The following is a 15,769-nucleotide window of genomic DNA, read 5'->3' on the forward strand; positions in this document are numbered from 1 at the left end:
CTGCCGCGTCAGCGCGCAGGTGCCGGTAGGGAGCTGCGGCGACCCTGGCAGGGGTCGCCGCAGCATGACCGCGCAGGCTCAGGCGCGCGGGGTTCGGTTGGGCTTAGTTGCCTGCGATGAATTCAGCCCATTTCTCGCTGAGAACATCGTAGTTATCGACCCAGTATTGCACATTCTGGTTATAGGCCATCGCCTGTTTTTCGGGCGTATTGGTCATGAAAGAAGCGGTCAGCTCATCGACCTGCGGCTTCGAGTCGATATTGATCGGCGAATAGGAGGTCTCTTCGGCCATTTTGCTTTGGGCTTCGGCGCCGAGATAGGCATTGATCAGCGCATGGGCGGCGTCGACATCCTTGACGCCGACCGGGATGGTGATCTGATCCTTCACGACGACCCAGTCCTGCCAGACCGGCTCATAGTTCGCGCCATTTTCCAGCGCGGCCTTGCCACGGCCGGACCAGACCATGACCATATCAACCTCGCCCGATTCCATCATCTGCGCGCTTTCCGCGCCGGTGGTCCACAACACGAGGCTGTCGCGCATCGACCGCCATTTGTTCAGGCCACGGTCGATATCTGCCGGGAAAAGATCAGCCTTTGCCACGCCGTCATTCAGAAGCGCGAGCTCGATCATATAGCCTTCGGCATCGGAATAGCCGGGAATGCCGCGGGTGCCGGGGAATTTCTCGGTATCAAAGAAATCCGCCCAGGAAGCCGGGCCATTCTCGGGCCATTTGTCTTTGTTGTAGAGGAACATGATCGCATAGTTCATCGCGGGAACCGAGCATTCCCCGACCTGGCCTTCCGGCACTTTCGAAATGTCGAGCTTCGAGAAGTCAAGCTTCTGGAACAGGGTGCCACAATGGACAAAGGGGGTGTAGTCGCCGGTATCGACCACATCCCACATCACATTGCCGGATTCGACCTGAGCCTGGATCTTTGCGTTTTCGGTGGGGCCGTCCGACAGAAGCGTGACCCCGGATTGCGCCACGAACTGGTCAAGGGCGGCGATCTGGCCGTCCTGGAAAGTGCCGCCATATGACACGAAGGTCAGCGTCTTGCCGGCAAGCGAGCCCTCGGCGGTTTCGCCTGCGACGGGGGTATCGGCCTGCGCCTGGAGGGAAAGGCCAAGGCCGAGGATCAGCGACAGGCCGGTGAGGTTTTTCAGCTTCATTGCGGTTGCTCCCTGAGTGTAAGATTTTGTTTAATCATATTTTATCTGGATCCGGTCTTCGCCGGATCTTTCGCTGCGGCCGGCGCGGAACGTGTCGAGATAGCCGGTGGTCGAGGTGGGCGGTGAGGTCACGAAGAGGACCGAGGCCGGCCCGGTGCCCGTATTTGCGACGCGGTGGGGGACCGAGCTCTGGAATTCGATGCTGTCGCCCTCATCGAGCTGGTAGCTTTGCGGGCCGAGGTCGATCTGTACCTTGCCGGCCAGAACGAGGATCATCTCATGTGAATCGCCGTGGCTATAGGCCTCGTCGCCGGTCGAGCCGCCCGGCTCAAATTCCGAGACATAGGCCTCGAACTGGGTCAGGGGCCGGCGCGAGAGCAGCATTTTGCGATGCCCGCTCATCTCGGGCAGGGTGGGGCGATCCTTGCGGCGCAATACCGGGTTCTGCGCGCTGTCGGTGAAGGCGAAAAGCTCGGCGATCGAACAGCCGAAAGCATTGGCGATGCGGATCAGCGTTGAGGTGCTGGCACCGGTCAGGCCGCGTTCAAGCTGGCTGAGAAAACTGGCCGACGTCCCCGTTGCATCGGCGAGCTGGCGCAGCGAGAGGCCGCTGGCCTTGCGCAACCGGCGCAGACGCTCTGCCAGCAGCCGCTGCTGGTCCGAGGTTTCTGCTGTGATTGCATCGCTGAGCTGTGACACCAGAATCTCCGCCCAAATGCCCGGGCTGGGGTGTGGGATAGCAGTTCCAGATGTCCCACTGCACAAGTGTTAAGTGATACTTTATTTATGGGCAATGATTCTGAACGCGCGGTGAAAAGTTGTCATCTGACCGGCGCAGCTGACATTCTGGCTGCAATGAAAAGCGCCGCCTGTCGCGGGAACAGGCGGCGTTTGCAGGGGGAGGGTCGATCAGCGATCCAGGTGCCTGAAGCTGTCCTGGGGCCTTCGCCACAGCTGCCCCGCCAGTTGCGGAGCACCGCCTCGAGATCTTCAGTGATCTCGACCTGCGGGGTTAAACCACAGGCATCTGCCTCTGCGGCGTCCTGACTGGCCAGAGCGGCAATATCGGCTTGATCGCAAAAGCTCCTGGTCAGTTCTGCCCAACATTCGTCAAAGGGACGCCCTGAAGATGGGCAGCGCGCCGGCAAGGAATAAGGGTCTTTATGTGGGAGGCTATTTTCCGGACACCCCGACCGTGACCACCCGGTTACGTCCCCCATGTTTCGCCTGATAGAGCGCATGATCCGCCTGCTGCATCAGGGCGTCCGGCGAGGTTGCGCCGTCAGGCCGCGCGACGGCAAGACCGATGCTGGTGGTGACCGCAATCAGGATCGACCCGTCGCCAACCCGTACCGGTTGTTCGGAGACAACGGTCAGCAGGCGCTCGGCCACTGATTGCGCCTGCTCAAGCGTAACACCATTGATCATCACCACGAATTCCTCGCCACCCACCCGCGCAAACAGATCAGCCGGGCGCAGCATCCGGACAACCCGCCGCGCAGTCTCACGCAGGACCTCGTCACCGGCTGCATGGCCCCAGGTGTCATTTACGGACTTGAAGTGATCGAGATCTATCATCAGCATCGCGGTGCTGCGATCGGCTGCGGCAAGCCGTCTCGAGGCCTGTTCGTGGAAGGCCGCCCGATTGGTCACGCCGGTCAGCGCATCATGACTGGCCAGATAGCGCAGCCGCTCGGTCAGTTCGTTGCGGCTGCGCATCACGATGGCGAGGGTGATCGGCACCAGTGCAATCGCCGAGGCGCCAAGGCGGAACGAAGACAGCGCGGCCTTGTCGGGGAACCCGTCGAGATAGGGAACCATCCCGCTGGCAATCACCCCAAGTGCCATGACCCCGAAGACCAGCGTCAGCACAGCGGTTGCAAAGACAGACCAGGTCAGGCCGCACCAGAGGAGCGCAAGGACAGGGAAGGCCACTGCACCGGGGCCACCGATCAACAGCGAGGCGATGAAGGTCAGGACAACCATCATGGCGGGAACAAGGTCGCTTCTGTCTATGAGATCGAGCCGGTACCAGTATTTCCTGATCTGCACCAACGGCGGCGCAGAGAGGATCACAGGGAGAAAGGCGATGTAGGTGACGAACTCACCCGCCGTCCAGTAGACAATCCCGCTGAGCGCATCGCCGCCCCAGTACTTTATGCCGGCGATCCCCCCCAACAGGCCTGAGGCAAATCCGCCTGCAAGCGAGGCCAGCACGATCCACAGCATTGAAACCGGCTGTCGCAACTCGCTGATCTCCGCCGGCAGACGGGTCAGTATGGCATAGGCGGTCGAGATACTGATGATATTGGCGATATTGAGGATCAGGGCCTTTTCGAGACCCGCGCCAGTCAGCAGGTCACCGATCATGAACCCGGCGAAGCCCGCCATCCAGCCGGGCGCCTGCGCCATGACCGGATTGCGCAGCATCAGTCCAAGCATGATTGCATTGGCCGGCCAGATACTGGCGAGAAAGCCGACCGGTCGACTGTAGATCCCGAAAAGGGTTGCCAGGAAGATTGTGGCAAAAAGCACCCCGGCTGCCCGCCAGGCTTCAGGTACGGCCGCGACCCGGAGTTCCATATCTGCGTTCATCCGTAACCCCTTACATCCCTCTTCCTGTCTGTCTGCCGGCTTTTGCCCGTCCCCAGCTTCCGACCTCTGTTTTTACAGATGTCCTGTAGGATTCCGGCCGCTTCCTGTTGTCAGACGAGGAACATCCTCTGCACCACCAGACTGATCCGCGTCACAGAAGGACGGCTCGGACCAATATCCCGTCAATCTGCACATGCTTTCGAAAAAAAGTGTTAACGCGGATCAGGCCAGGTGATGAATTGTCACGGTCATAGCCTCAGCATCCGCCACGAGCGCGCGCCCGCCTGGCGGCTCCGTGCTTGCGCCGCCAGCGCCGCGTCACTAGTTTTGATCCGTGAGGGAAGGGAATCGTCTCCGGTGGGGCGGTCGGTCTTCAAAACCGGTTGGGGCAGCGAGACTGTCCCGGGTGGGTTCGACTCCCACTCCCCTCCGCCAATTAAATGAATTAAGTATTTGATATTATTGAGTTTATCCGGGATGTAGTGATCCTGTTCCGCCGTTCATTCCCCCACTTGGCGAAGGAACTTCCCGGAATACAGCGGAATAACTGTCACCTTTTTGTGATCGGGTCTGCCCCGACCGATGCCGGGGCAGGGCAGGGGTCACGGGCACCCGGCCACGCTATAAACTAGGCTGGTGCTGCGATTGAGATGCCGGCCGATCTGCCGGAAGCTCGCGCCACCGTCCCGCATCTCGACTATCTTCCGGCGATCTTTCGCGGTGAGCTGACGCCCCCGCCGCACAGATCCGGCGGGCGCCCATGGGTCATAGGCCTCCGCGATCACCCCGGGCGGGATAATCTTCACCTGACAGCGCACCGGGACACCATAGCGGGCGGCGATTTCGGCCCGAACCTTGTCGGAATAGGTCATGCCGTTGCCGCGCCCTTTTCCCGGCGATATGCAGCCCGGAGCATACCCTTCACATCGCCGCAGAAAATGAAGTCGAGGCTCACGCCGGTCTTCTGGCAGAAGTCCATGATCTCGGAAGATGGACCGCCATCGGGGGCCAGCAGGGACTGCGGCGCTTCGACCTCCAGAGCCCCGGCGGCATAGGAGGCGCGGCCTGCCGCTGTAGCAGGAACATTGTCCTCGTCGTCCCAGGGAAGTTCCTCTGCCTCCCCGGTCATGGCGACCAGTAAAGAGACTGCCATTTCAAGAGCACTGTTTTTGAAATGGCTTAGGCCGAACATCACTTCCGGGTTCAACCTCGTTTCGTTCGCAAGGATCTGCGTCTGGATCAGCCCGATTGCGGCGCAGAGGTTTTCATGCGGAGTGCAGAGGCGGGCGGCGCGAAACTTGAAATCTTCCATATTACTCACTCGCCCCCTCTGCGGCGGGTTTCAGGAGAGCCAGTCCAGCATTCAGCCGGATCAGCGCGGCCTCACAGCCCGAAGCCAGAGCCTTGCGGTCGTCATCGGGATCGTGCCGGGTGGTCATCTCGAGAAGCTGGACCAGATCGCGGGCACGAGTAAGTTCATCAAGTGCGTCGAGGACCTGGCTCATTGCGACACCCCCACCAGTGCGCGGGCCTCGGCCCAGAGCTCCGGCAGTTCCGTGATGTCAGGCATCCCGCCTTGCCCCCAATCAGTCGAGGCGATCACCTTCATGATGAAGTCGGCGGCGCTCTCGGCCGGGATGGTCAGCAGAGCCAGCCCCATCCCGTCCAGTTCTTCGACCAGCGGATTAAACTCTGTGTTTTTCATCCCTTTGGTCGCGGGTCCGTTGATATAGGCACGGAAAGCGGCCCATTCCCGATAGGCGGTGGCGACCAGCGTTTCATCGAGGCGCAGGGTGCAGGCCCTGGCGGGAACTGCGCAGCCAGCCAGGGCGGCAGGGGCGAGAGTCAGGAGGTCACGCCGCTTCATGGCCAGCCTCCTTCGTCCAGAAGCCCATGCCCCGCGCGCGTTCATGCTCCTCGGTGCCGTCTATCACTACGGCTTGCATTTCCTCCGCGACCTCAAGTGTCAGGGCGATGCTACCGAGCTTCACGGCCTCGCTGGTACCGCCGGTATCGCTGCTCTCCAGCGCGATCCGGGCAGTCCTGATCAGGGCGGCAACCGTATAGGCGAAATCATTGGCGCGCTCATCAGGAACAAGGCCCGCGAAGATTTGACGATCCACAATCATGCTGCCACCCCCGATTTGATCAGGTGCAGGGCGTGGCGCAGGTAGCTGGCGGCTTCGGCCAACTCGCGAGCGCTCGGCTGCGGCGCGGTGATCGCGTCCAGCGCAAGGGCAACATCGTCGTGCAGTTGGTCACGGCGAACGGGCGGCAGATGGAACTGCCCCATATCGTGCTTGGTCATGGTTTTCGTACTCGCGGTCAGGACCGGCTTCTCAGGGCCGGGGAAAAGGGCAATTTCTTGCACAATTTCCTATGCCAGCGAACGGCACTGGCGCCGGGAGTCTGAGAACACATCCGCGAGAATGTGCGCCACGGCCTTCACCCGAAGGCTTATATAAGGGTCAAGATTGCTCTTGACCGCACCGTGGCACTCCCGGCATAGTGGTGCCGGTCACGCCCACAGCAAAATGGGCGCGTTATTTTCGGAAGGGGCTAAGCCCGGCAAGGCTGGACACTTCCTATCGCGGTTGATGCGCAATCCCCGTCAAGGGACCGCATCGAGAGTTCTCAGGCTCTGCTCCGCACAATGCCTCCGCACATTTCGGAAATCAAGCACAACCCTTCGGGGTTCGGCTTGGCATGTCCGTTGTGGACGCTCCTGATTTTACAGGATCGCCGAGATGCCCTGAAATCTGAGGGCATATACCTGTCCACCATGGACAGCGATCGCTCCCCAAAACGGGGAAGCAAAGCCAGATTTTTTGCTTAGGCCAGACCCCGAAATCGGGGTGCGAGGTCGGAACGCCACTCGTACCGACCTGCGAGACCGGTGATCCCCTGTCTGACTTGCGGTCCCCAGAACCGGGGAGTGCAAGCTTCTTCCCGGCCAGAAGAAGCTTTTCCCCACTTTCGGGGACAACCTCCACCGGTGGTGGAAGTTGCTTTGAGTCCATTGCAGACGGTCGTTGGTTAAGGGTCGCTCCCGTCACGCTCTATGACCACGGGCAGAGGGGCGGCCCTTATTCCCTTCCTGTCCCGCCTGCTGAAAATGCTCAGATACGCGCGCCGCTGACGTGTCACTTCGTAGAGGACAATACCCGAGCTTGTCGCGAGGTTCAGGCTTTCGATCATGCCGAACATGGGAACTGACACGCACATATCGCTGCGCTCAACTGCGAGCGGACTGATCCCCCTGCTCTCATTTCCGAACCAGACCGCCAGCTTGTGGTGTATGGTGTAATCACCTTCGTGCAGCAGGATATTTGTCCTGCCCTTGATGTGGGGCGAGGTGACAATTGATACGAAACCGTTGCGCTCCAGATGATTCAAACATGCCTCAGTGCTGTCAAATCTCTTCACAAAGGTCCATTTGACACCAGAGACTGATGTGGATGAAAGCGCTTTCTCTTCCCGCATTTCAGCCCATTCGTCAGGCAGCTTCTTGCGAGGGTCGATAACGTAAACCTTCTCTGCGCCAAGGGCGTTAGCATTTCGAATAACGGTGCCGATGTTTCTGGTCTCAGAGGGGTCTTCGATGACAGCAATCAAATTCTTGCAGCGAAACGCCTTAATCTCGTCTGCACGCTGACGCGCCGCAGATTTGGGTCGTTTCTCCGCTTCCATCTTCATGGCCATCGCCTCTTTGCCGTATCACTTCGGAAGCATTAAACGTTACCAGCGAAGCTATGTCGACCGCCCGCTCCGTCCCGCATAGCTGCCACCTGCGCTCCGGTCCAGCACGACTGGCCGGGGCCGCAGCCCGGATCGACGCTTTGAGCCATTGCGGACGGTCACAAGGAGAGCGAATGCCTCACTGCGTCAGGGTCTGATGTTTTCCCAACCAATAGGCGATTGTCGGTCCAATGATCATAAATGGTATGCCACCAACAATAAAAGCGGGAAACAGAGCAGACGTCATCCAACGGGGCAAATACGACGCATCTTCACCAACTGACATTGCTATCACCGAAGCGGCGGTTGCGGCGGTGCCGGACCAGAATACAGTCGCTTTCACGCTCGGGCGATAACGACTCGCTCCCTCTGCGACCAAAACCCATGTCAGTGCCGCCGGTACCAAGGTGATGACGATTGTAGCAATTGCCGACTCAGCCCACGACCGAAGCGCGTCAACGCGCAGCGCTATGAGGAACGCGAACCCGCAGATGCATAGGAAGGTTACCGCATACCAGTATAGAAACACCGTAAGGTACTGGGTAAAGCGTGGCCGCATATAGCTTTCCGTAGGGTTACGAGGTGGCTGCTCAGAGGGGATTGATCGCAGAATATGTAGCGCTGGCAAGGAATACCACACTAATGTCCGCTTTGTCCCGGAGACTGTTGAAAAACACCTCCGCCTCTCAAGAGAGGGGGAAATCCAGAAATTTGTCCCGCCTCGGCAGGCGCAACCGACGCAAACCGATGAATATGCACCCTTCGGAGGGCAGATATTCTACTTTTCCGGTGGCGCCTGACAGCGGCCCGGGTTTTTCAAAAGTATCTCCCCCATAGCTGACGGTCGCCGAAACGAAAAGAGCCGCCCACGGCATCCCGGGGCGGCTCTAAAGTTGTTCAGGTGAAGAAGCTCTCACGGAACCACACTCGCTGCAGTGTGCTTAGGTAAGGGGAACTTATCACCCCTGTTACCTCTGGCAACGAGTGCAAAAGCGAGTGCAAGCACCATGACACCTCGAGAACGCGCAGCGCGCAGGCTCTGCAGCCTTTCCGGCGAGGATCCTGACACCGACCTGGTGGGCATGCGCCTTTGGCAAAACTACGTCTTGCAGGTCGATACGGTTCTAAGGGCGGCGCTCGGGGAAATGGCATGGCAACGACTGTTGGAAGCTGATCTGTCGGCAGCCAAACCTAGGGGCTCCCGAAGCTTGGATCCAGATCGCAAGATGCGGGCTGAAATGTATTGTCGACCAGATCAAGCATCTCCAGCGGTAGGCCGTCATCGGTGACCACGACAGGCGCCTGCCGGTATCCGAGGCTCTGGACATAGCCCATGGCCTCGGCGTCCTCGGTCAGGTCGATCACGCGGTACTGGAGCCCGGCCTGATCCAGCGCGCGCTTGGTGGCGTCACACTGGACACAGGTCGGCCTGCTGTAGAGGGTGATTACCTCACACCCCACCGCGCGAAGATCGACCAGGAGGCGCCAGCTGCGCCGACGACAGCGGTCAGCAGCGTCGGCAGATGGACGGTCAGGCTCTGGGCGTCAGCATCCCAGACCACGCCCCAACCGGCCAGCCATGCAGCGGTCAGCCCGAGGAAGGTGGAGAGGACGTAAAGCGCGAGGCGCACATAGACGGAATTCATGATCAGGCTCCTTTGAGATAGGCCGTGCAGGCCTCATGAATGACGCGGGCGAGCGCCGAGAAGTTGCGATCCGCTGCGGCGCAGTCGGTCGGGTTGCTGCCGAAGTACGGCTCGATCAGCACGGCCGGCGGCTTGCCGGTCCAGAGCGAGGCCCCGCCCCTTCCGTTCCGCGCGATGACCTTCACTCCGCGATCCCGCAGGCCAAGGGCGCGGACCATGCCGGCCTGGACGCCGCGCGCGAGGCGGGCGCTGTTGATGGTGCCGCTGGTCAGGGTTTCGGTGCCGGTGGCGCTGGCCGCTTCCGCGCTGTTGAAGTGCAGCTCGACCGAGGCTGCGACGCCCAGCCGATCAACCTCTGCATAGGCGCGGCCGATCTCACCGGTGCCATGCGTGCGCCGCACGATCACATAGCGCGCCGGATCCAGATCCCGGATCGCCGCCGCGAGGTCGCTGTTTATGTCATATTCGGTACGCTTGTCCGTCACGCGGACAGCCCCCTGCGACCGGGCATTATGCCCGATCACCAGAGCAATCTTGCTCATGATGTTCTCCATGTTTGGATGTGAAAAAGCCCCGCTGGCTGGCGGGGCATGGTGGAAAGCGGATTGCGCTTCAGTTGATGCGAGGGTCAGCTATGCGGGACAGAGCGGACGCTCACATGTGCGACTGATATCGCAGATGAATAAGGGGGTAAGGTCTTCCTTGCCCATCATGGGAAGATCGTCCCGTGCGGACGAATCCGATATGCTCGTAGAACCCGAGCGCCTCTGTATTTTGCTCGTTCACATCGGTCGTCAGTTCAGAGTGTGCCGCGACTGCCCGTGAAATCAAAGCTCTGCCAACCCCGTTGCCATGTTGATCCGGATCGACAAACAGGGCCTCCAGATGCCCCGCATGCAGAAACATAAAGCCTTGCGGCATCCCCGTTGCATCCGCAGCAAGCACCAGGCTCAACTTTGGAAATAACTCCAGAACTTCGGCCTCAATTGCCCGTCTGTCGAGGGGCGCAAGAAAGTGATGGGTGGCGTCGACAGACCGGCGCCAAATCTCCATGACGCGCGGCAAGTCCTGATCTGTTGAAGGTCTGAAAATAAGCATGCTGTCTGATACCATGTATTTCCGACTGACCGCAAACGGCTCTTGCACTTCAGGTGATGCGAGGGTCATCTATACCCTTGCGGCAGTCGGAGTCTGGCATTTGTATCTTCTGAATGCGCAGGATGCTTGCCTGGATCGCGGCGGCAAGTGGCTTCTAACCAATATGTACGAAGAGCCCTCACCGAACAGCACCGAATGACCGCTAAGGGCTCAAAGCGTCAAGCATCTCACAGACCCGCAATCAGCCCGGCCACGATCAGCGCAAAGACCACGCGCACGATGAGCGCATGAACGGGGCAGAGAACCACGGGGCGAGGATCACGGATTGTCACGGGGCAGCCTCCCTGCACGGATACGCTGAATAATCACCTCGAATATGGCGGCACCGAGAGAGCCGGTCAGATAGGCCACCGAACCACCCGCCGCCCCACCGCCTGCTCCAATCGCATCGGGTGGCAGGCCCAGCCAGTGGCCGATCAGCGGCGCACCCAGTCCGCCCAGCCCCGCCGCGATGGTTGCACCAAGGGCGATGTGGCGCAGCGCCTCCCGCGCTGTCACCCGGATCACCAGGGCGTTTGTCGCGCCTCCGAGCGCGCCCCAGATCACTGCTGCCATGACGGAGCCGGCAAGGATTGCGGCCTTGATCTCGGCCCAGAGATTGGAATCCATAGCGCCTCCTGCGCGTCAGGGCATTGCGGCGATCACCATCGCCCATATAGCGGCCCCGCCGAGGATCGACGGAACCAGCCACCATGGGGTTAAAAGGAGGTCTCGAAGCCGAACAAGCGTCACTGGGCTGGCGCAAGCAACCCAGTGAAAAAAGCCGCTCTGCTCCAGAATCATTGACACCCGCAACACAACATAAGCTGATCCTTGCATTCATTTCTGAAAGGCGAAAAATGTCAGAAAAACTTGGATACGGTGCATATTTTCGGACGCCGCTTGATGATGAAGATTTCGTCATCATAGGCAAGATTGTCACTCAGCTCGCCATGATTGAGCGGATTATTGATTTTGGAATAATGAGATTTAGCGGCCTGACAAGCGAATGGAGCCGAGAGGTTCTGACCTCTCGAAATGGTACATCTTCCAAAATTCAAATTCTGCTCGAATTGTTAAAGATAGATGCCGAGGAAGATGCAAATAGATAAGCCTTAAAGACGTCACTCAATCGCATCGCAGGTTTTCTTCCCAAGAGGAACGCTATTGTTCACGGAGCTTGGTGTGAAACCTATGAAAGCTTATCAAGCGATTTTTCAGAATTAGACTCGAAACGCAAGACATTCGGCGTGGGAGATATGAAAATAGCCACGCCCTCCGGAAATTACATGCAGGCAGTAGTCTTAAGGGAGGATTTGCCCTCGTTGCTGTCTGAATTGGCCGAGATAAGCCGCGATTTCTTCACAGCAACGAAACCCATCTTCAATTTCGGTAATCCCCCTATGACAGTGCGAGCCTCTAGGAGTCTTCCTGACCCAAGGAAACAAGGCGTTTAAGCTCAGGCTCAGCCTTAACAGCCGCATCCGCTATTAAGATCAGGCGTGCGCAAAGGCCTTCCCATCTCTCGCCAATTCCGGGCTGAAACGAACAAATCTCGTCCATCATTCTGTGCACGAATTTCTCGGGAATAGCGGATGATACTTCTGTTAGGTTAAGCGGCACTGATCTTCTCCATGGACTGTGATCTCAGAAGGACGCACCGGCGTAAACGACCTTGGTGGCATCGGTGCGTCAAATTAGTTGGCGGGTCAAGGCAGCGTTGCGGGATCTGGATAGGTGTCGCCGAACCATGCCCCGCCCGCCGCATGCGCGGCGGTGAATATGGCAAAGTCGATGGCATCGACCTCGGCATAGCTGCGTCCGGAGACAGTGAGGTCTTCGATGTAGCAGCGCTCAATGATCCCGGACCACCCAGGTTGATTCAGCGATCCCGCCCAAGAACCGTATGATCCTGTCATGAACCATGGACCGACAGCGTTCACCAAAGTGGGCTTTGTTCCGGCCCAACCTTGCCGTGCAAGATTATTGATACGGGGCGCGTTCGCATCAAATAGCGCGTTGTTCGTGCTGAAGCCTTGCTGGCGAGATGGCGCGGCGATTGTCCCGTTGTTTATGAGCAGTTGATTGGCAGAACCAGACACAGATCCATGCATGGCGGAAAGTGGCGATGCGGCGCTCCCAGTACCCACCCGGCCTGATCGAAGTGAGCGCGCCCAGATGCTCATGAAATACATGTGGTCATTCGTCCACATATACTCCTTCGCAAAATCTGCCAGCATACCAAAATTGGTCTGTCCCAGGCGATCACCTACCGCATGGGCCTTGCTATAGACCCCATAAAGACCCCCTTTTGCGGTGCGACGCTTCATGCTCTGAGTGACGGTTGCTGAACCAGCTTCTGCGCCGACATTAGAGATAGTTGGTCGCGCAGCAGCTTCGCTGATCCCAATCAGTCTCGCCGCAATATCTGCCGCTACGTTCGCCAATGACGCGCCATTGGCAACACCAGCGGCATCGCCGCCCGACAGATGCGTCGGATCCCAAAGCAGCAAACTGCCTTTCGACAAGATGGGGTCGGCATAAATCTTCGGGCCGGTGAACGAAGTGATCCCCGGAATGATAAGGCGCTTGCCCATGGTTCAGCTCCAGTAAGAGAGGGAGACGCCTGCCAGGTAGAAGCAGACGGCGATAACGTATTGACCAGCATCATTGTGGTGGACAGCATCGGACAGGAAGGACGGCGGGATGGAGCCGACCCCGATGGCATCCAGATCGGCTTGCGTTGGCGTGATCCCCGCGGTCTTGAAGGCCCAGAGCGAGGAAAGCATTGCGCGGATGTTCACGAAGCGCGGACCGAACTCTTTCTGGTAACGCGCTTCCATCTCTGCGTTGGTTGCGGCGTTGACACCTGTCCGTGTCCAGACGAGGAAGCGACCGGCCCGCCCTTGGCTGGTCCAGTTGATCATGGCCCAGTTCATCCGGATCAGGTCATCCAGATCGACATAGCCGCCATTCTGGCCGATCCCGATGATTGGGAAGCCTCCCCGAAATGCATCATATGCGGCGGTTTTCACCCTCGAGGGTGAAGGCATCGTGACCGCGGCCCCAGCTACCGAGCGGGTGAAGCGATACACCACCGGTGGCCCCGCAACCCGAGACAGGTTTCCGACGACACCGCAGATCTCGACAGGGTTCACGCCAAGGCTCCCCTGCACGAGAGGCGCCACAGCGGCGCCGTCCTGATAGGTCAGGGTTACATCAACCGGCGCAGTGGCGGCCGGGATCTCATTTCCCGGAAACGCAGCCAGCATGCTCAGCGCGGATGTGCGCGAAGTGATGGTGCGAGCCGTTTCGCCACCGACCCCCATGGGATCGTGGGGAATGCCCGTGAGAACGGAGAGAACATTTCTCCAACGCGCAGCCTCGGTGGTGGCAGTTGCGCCAGCTGTCAGGCTGTCACCAATGGTCAGCAGTCGCTCGGGCGGGCGGTCCCAAAGGTCTGCAACAGGCATGCGAGCCATGACATATGTAAAAATGCGCTGCATAGTGGCTTCGAGGAAGTAGCCATGCTCGTCCACGCTTAGGTCTGGCGCGGTGCTCCCGTTCTCGTCGGTGACCGCGAAGCCGTAACCAGAACCCTTAGGAAGTTCTTCCGCTCGGATACCGTCCAACGTGGCAGGCGGAAGCTTTCCTACAACCCCCGCAGCAATCACGCCATACGCATCTTCGCTGAAATCCCCCTCATGGTTGAAGCGCCAGACCGGTGAAGAATTCCCGTCCTCGTCAGTGGCCGCGAATGAGAGCGTTGGATCTCTCATCTCCGCAAATCGTATATCCCCAATTTGGCTTTGAACCTGCTCAAGGTCGGCCTTCTCCGCCTTCCCCGCCAGCGGGCTTTCCCCGGTATCCACCCATGCGCTGCCGTTGTCGCTCCAGACATGCATGGTCTGGCGGACATAAGCGGTCTGTCCTGCGGTCATGCCGGTGATCGCAGCGAGAGCGGCATTGTCGACCGGGGTGTAATTCCATGTTCCAGCCGCAATGGCTGCATCGAGGGCGGCCTGCGCCTGTGCGGCAGATGCTGCGGCTGCGGCCTGAGCAGAACCTGCGGCGGCGACAGCCGGGGCGATCTGAGCACTGGCTTCGGCGGCAGCCAGCCCTGCGGCAACCTGAGTCTGTGCGGCAGATCCTGCGGCTGCGACTGAAGCAGCTTCGGCAGCCAGCCTGTCTTCCAGCACGGGCACCGTCGATTCAGCCGCGGCCTGCGCGCTCGCCGCAGCCCCAAGCGCCTGCGCCAGCGCATCCGGCACGGCCGGCACAGGTGCCGGGATTGCCAGAAGGTCGGCAAGGGCGACAGGACCGGGGCCGGTCAACGAGATCGAGCCCAGCGGCTCTTCCAGCCACTGCCCACGGGCGGCTGCGTTTGGATAGGTGTAGATCACATCGTAGAGCGTGCCGCGCTCGCTGCGCCGAGGTCCGGTTCAGTGTTTTGTCAATAACACCCCCCACAACCACGGCCTCTTCCGGCCCCTTCATGATCAGGGCACCCCCCTGGCGATCCCAGGACCGCAGGCGGAAAATCACCTTGCCGCCGTTTGGTGCGGGCGACCCATCGGGCAACATTACAGGCCCGGTGAGCCAGACCAGCACCACCGGATGAAACGAAGGCCTGACAGCGCGGCCAGTGTCTCGGGATGGATCACGCGCATCAGATCCATGGGTCAAGCTCCGTAAAACCGCCGACCTCATCGGCCAAGACCTCGCGGAAGGTCCAGCTATAAGACCAGTCTGCGCCAAGCGGCTGCTGACCTGTCGGGATACCCTGCGGGCGGAACACAGCGCTTTCCTGCGCCTCGAAATTCACCACGCCCGAGCCGCTGACAGCACTCATCACGCGGATTACAGCCACACCCGAGGCATCCGCCTGCGCATTGTTGACCGCCTGAAACAGCGCACCATTGACCGCGAACCGCTCGCCGGGCCGGATCACTTGCATGTAGGGGGGCAGATCCACGATCCGCCAGGCCGGGAAGCCTGCCGAAGTGATCGCGGTCGCGGTCATCGGCAGCGAGTACCAGTTGAAGCCATGGCCGGGATCTGCGTTGAGGTGCCAGTTCGGCGACCAGCTCGCGAGCCGGACCCCATTGACCCCGCCTTTCAGCAGCCTGCCCAGCATCTCCATATAGCCGCCGCCAATCCTGCCCCGGGCCAGTGCCGACACTTCCAGCGAGACCCAGCGGCGCGGGCGCTGGCTGGCCTGCATCTGGTCCCGCCCGGTCAGGGCAGAGCGCAGCGCAGCGACAGGTTCCTCAACCTTCCAGCTGCGCCCCTTCACCCCAACCGGGGGCCAGGCAAAAACATCGATCGGCATCAGCGCTGCCCCAGAACCGACTTCGACTGGCGCGAAGTTTGCACCGTCGCCGCGACCGACCGTCCAACAATAGAGGGAGTGGCCCGCTGGATCCGGCCATCTACAACCGTATCAAAATATGGGCTCGGGACCACCTGCACGCTCATC

20 protein-coding genes and 1 tRNA gene are annotated in these 15,769 nt (G+C 59.9%); 2 read left to right on the forward strand and 19 right to left on the reverse strand.

Annotation, left to right across the window (positions count from 1 at the left end):
* Positions 1-103 precede the first annotated feature (103 nt).
* The 3 genes from M3484_RS19590 to M3484_RS19600 form a co-directional block, all read right to left on the reverse strand.
* Entirely contained in the window at positions 104-1,174 is a 1,071-nt protein-coding gene (locus tag M3484_RS19590) for an extracellular solute-binding protein (protein ID WP_092896127.1), read from the reverse strand.
* A gap of 30 nt (positions 1,175-1,204) precedes the next feature.
* Positions 1,205-1,873, reverse strand: a complete 669-nt coding sequence (locus tag M3484_RS19595) for a helix-turn-helix domain-containing protein (protein WP_092896129.1) — start codon at positions 1,871-1,873, stop codon at positions 1,205-1,207.
* A gap of 474 nt (positions 1,874-2,347) precedes the next feature.
* Positions 2,348-3,769, reverse strand: coding sequence for a GGDEF domain-containing protein (locus M3484_RS19600; RefSeq protein WP_249498858.1), 1,422 nt, complete (start codon positions 3,767-3,769; stop codon positions 2,348-2,350).
* Between the two features lie 339 nt (positions 3,770-4,108).
* On the opposite strand from M3484_RS19600, the gene M3484_RS19605 reads away from it, so the two are divergent.
* A tRNA-Sec gene (locus tag M3484_RS19605) sits at positions 4,109-4,204 on the forward strand.
* Positions 4,205-4,371: 167 nt separating this feature from the next.
* Here the strand turns inward: M3484_RS19605 and M3484_RS19610 are convergent.
* From M3484_RS19610 to M3484_RS19670, 13 genes are all read right to left on the reverse strand, one after another.
* Positions 4,372-4,641 (reverse strand): helix-turn-helix domain-containing protein, encoded by a 270-nt coding sequence (locus M3484_RS19610; RefSeq protein ID WP_249498859.1) that lies wholly within the window; start codon positions 4,639-4,641, stop codon positions 4,372-4,374.
* Complete coding sequence (locus M3484_RS19615; RefSeq protein ID WP_249498860.1) at positions 4,638-4,976, reverse strand: hypothetical protein; 339 nt, start codon at positions 4,974-4,976, stop codon at positions 4,638-4,640. Before M3484_RS19615 ends, M3484_RS19610 begins: the two co-directional genes overlap by 4 nt.
* Positions 4,977-5,082: 106 nt before the next feature.
* Entirely contained in the window at positions 5,083-5,274 is a 192-nt protein-coding gene (locus M3484_RS19620) for a hypothetical protein (RefSeq protein ID WP_092896140.1), read from the reverse strand.
* On the reverse strand, positions 5,271-5,636 hold the full coding sequence (locus M3484_RS19625; protein ID WP_249498861.1) for a hypothetical protein: 366 nt from the start codon (positions 5,634-5,636) through the stop codon (positions 5,271-5,273). The genes M3484_RS19620 and M3484_RS19625 overlap by 4 nt, the downstream gene beginning before the upstream one ends.
* A complete protein-coding gene (locus M3484_RS19630; protein ID WP_249498862.1) occupies positions 5,623-5,898 on the reverse strand; it encodes a hypothetical protein in 276 nt (91 codons plus the stop codon). The genes M3484_RS19625 and M3484_RS19630 overlap by 14 nt, the downstream gene beginning before the upstream one ends.
* Positions 5,895-6,077, reverse strand: a complete 183-nt coding sequence (locus M3484_RS19635) for a hypothetical protein (RefSeq protein ID WP_249498863.1) — start codon at positions 6,075-6,077, stop codon at positions 5,895-5,897. Before M3484_RS19635 ends, M3484_RS19630 begins: the two co-directional genes overlap by 4 nt.
* Before the next feature lie 728 nt (positions 6,078-6,805).
* Positions 6,806-7,465, reverse strand: a complete 660-nt coding sequence (locus M3484_RS19640) for a TrmH family RNA methyltransferase (protein ID WP_249498864.1) — start codon at positions 7,463-7,465, stop codon at positions 6,806-6,808.
* Between the two features lie 181 nt (positions 7,466-7,646).
* Positions 7,647-8,066 carry a hypothetical protein gene (locus tag M3484_RS19645; protein WP_249498865.1) on the reverse strand — a complete coding sequence of 140 codons (420 nt, stop codon included), beginning with the start codon at positions 8,064-8,066 and terminating at the stop codon, positions 7,647-7,649.
* Between the two features lie 632 nt (positions 8,067-8,698).
* The gene (locus M3484_RS19650; protein ID WP_249498866.1) at positions 8,699-8,968 is read right to left on the reverse strand and encodes a glutaredoxin domain-containing protein; all 270 of its coding nucleotides are present in this window, start codon (positions 8,966-8,968) and stop codon (positions 8,699-8,701) included.
* On the reverse strand, positions 8,953-9,153 hold the full coding sequence (locus M3484_RS19655; protein ID WP_249498867.1) for a hypothetical protein: 201 nt from the start codon (positions 9,151-9,153) through the stop codon (positions 8,953-8,955). The genes M3484_RS19650 and M3484_RS19655 overlap by 16 nt, the downstream gene beginning before the upstream one ends.
* Before the next feature lie 2 nt (positions 9,154-9,155).
* A complete protein-coding gene (locus M3484_RS19660) occupies positions 9,156-9,695 on the reverse strand; it encodes an N-acetylmuramoyl-L-alanine amidase (RefSeq protein ID WP_249498868.1) in 540 nt (179 codons plus the stop codon).
* Positions 9,696-9,807: 112 nt separating this feature from the next.
* Entirely contained in the window at positions 9,808-10,320 is a 513-nt protein-coding gene (locus M3484_RS19665; RefSeq protein WP_249498869.1) for an acetyltransferase, read from the reverse strand.
* Between the two features lie 249 nt (positions 10,321-10,569).
* Positions 10,570-10,920: a hypothetical protein gene (locus M3484_RS19670; protein ID WP_249498870.1), complete on the reverse strand. Its 351-nt coding sequence runs from the start codon at positions 10,918-10,920 to the stop codon at positions 10,570-10,572.
* Positions 10,921-11,003: 83 nt separating this feature from the next.
* Between M3484_RS19670 and M3484_RS19675 the strand changes: the two genes are divergently transcribed.
* Positions 11,004-11,402, forward strand: coding sequence for a hypothetical protein (locus M3484_RS19675; protein WP_249498871.1), 399 nt, complete (start codon positions 11,004-11,006; stop codon positions 11,400-11,402).
* A 597-nt stretch (positions 11,403-11,999) separates the two neighbouring features.
* Here the strand turns inward: M3484_RS19675 and M3484_RS19680 are convergent.
* From M3484_RS19680 to M3484_RS19690, 3 genes are all read right to left on the reverse strand, one after another.
* Complete coding sequence (locus M3484_RS19680; protein ID WP_249498872.1) at positions 12,000-12,887, reverse strand: hypothetical protein; 888 nt, start codon at positions 12,885-12,887, stop codon at positions 12,000-12,002.
* A gap of 3 nt (positions 12,888-12,890) precedes the next feature.
* On the reverse strand, positions 12,891-14,693 hold the full coding sequence (locus M3484_RS19685) for a hypothetical protein (RefSeq protein WP_249498873.1): 1,803 nt from the start codon (positions 14,691-14,693) through the stop codon (positions 12,891-12,893).
* 266 nt (positions 14,694-14,959) lie between these two features.
* Positions 14,960-15,622 (reverse strand): hypothetical protein, encoded by a 663-nt coding sequence (locus tag M3484_RS19690; RefSeq protein ID WP_249498874.1) that lies wholly within the window; start codon positions 15,620-15,622, stop codon positions 14,960-14,962.
* Between the last annotated feature and the right edge of the window lie 147 nt (positions 15,623-15,769).

Source organism: Pseudomonas sp. GX19020, assembly GCF_023371075.1.
In the GTDB taxonomy this organism is placed as follows: Bacteria; Pseudomonadota; Alphaproteobacteria; order Rhodobacterales; family Rhodobacteraceae; genus Pseudogemmobacter.

Bases quoted from the DNA above. Each gene is read 5' to 3' on its own strand.
- M3484_RS19635 (WP_249498863.1), bottom strand. From the start codon at position 6,077: ATGACCAAGCACGATATGGGGCAGTTCCATCTGCCGCCCGTTCGCCGT.
- M3484_RS19660 (WP_249498868.1), bottom strand. From the start codon at position 9,695: ATGAGCAAGATTGCTCTGGTGATCGGGCATAATGCCCGGTCGCAGGGG.
- M3484_RS19655 (WP_249498867.1), bottom strand. From the start codon at position 9,153: ATGAATTCCGTCTATGTGCGCCTCGCGCTTTACGTCCTCTCCACCTTC.
- M3484_RS19630 (WP_249498862.1), bottom strand. From the start codon at position 5,898: ATGATTGTGGATCGTCAAATCTTCGCGGGCCTTGTTCCTGATGAGCGC.
- M3484_RS19625 (WP_249498861.1), bottom strand. From the start codon at position 5,636: ATGAAGCGGCGTGACCTCCTGACTCTCGCCCCTGCCGCCCTGGCTGGC.
- M3484_RS19640 (WP_249498864.1), bottom strand. From the start codon at position 7,465: ATGAAGATGGAAGCGGAGAAACGACCCAAATCTGCGGCGCGTCAGCGT.
- M3484_RS19690 (WP_249498874.1), bottom strand. From the start codon at position 15,622: ATGCCGATCGATGTTTTTGCCTGGCCCCCGGTTGGGGTGAAGGGGCGC.
- M3484_RS19600 (WP_249498858.1), bottom strand. From the start codon at position 3,769: ATGAACGCAGATATGGAACTCCGGGTCGCGGCCGTACCTGAAGCCTGG.
- M3484_RS19590 (WP_092896127.1), bottom strand. From the start codon at position 1,174: ATGAAGCTGAAAAACCTCACCGGCCTGTCGCTGATCCTCGGCCTTGGC.
- M3484_RS19620 (WP_092896140.1), bottom strand. From the start codon at position 5,274: ATGAGCCAGGTCCTCGACGCACTTGATGAACTTACTCGTGCCCGCGAT.
- M3484_RS19670 (WP_249498870.1), bottom strand. From the start codon at position 10,920: ATGGATTCCAATCTCTGGGCCGAGATCAAGGCCGCAATCCTTGCCGGC.
- M3484_RS19645 (WP_249498865.1), bottom strand. From the start codon at position 8,066: ATGCGGCCACGCTTTACCCAGTACCTTACGGTGTTTCTATACTGGTAT.
- M3484_RS19675 (WP_249498871.1), top strand. From the start codon at position 11,004: ATGGGGTTAAAAGGAGGTCTCGAAGCCGAACAAGCGTCACTGGGCTGG.
- M3484_RS19665 (WP_249498869.1), bottom strand. From the start codon at position 10,320: ATGACCCTCGCATCACCTGAAGTGCAAGAGCCGTTTGCGGTCAGTCGG.
- M3484_RS19680 (WP_249498872.1), bottom strand. From the start codon at position 12,887: ATGGGCAAGCGCCTTATCATTCCGGGGATCACTTCGTTCACCGGCCCG.
- M3484_RS19610 (WP_249498859.1), bottom strand. From the start codon at position 4,641: ATGACCTATTCCGACAAGGTTCGGGCCGAAATCGCCGCCCGCTATGGT.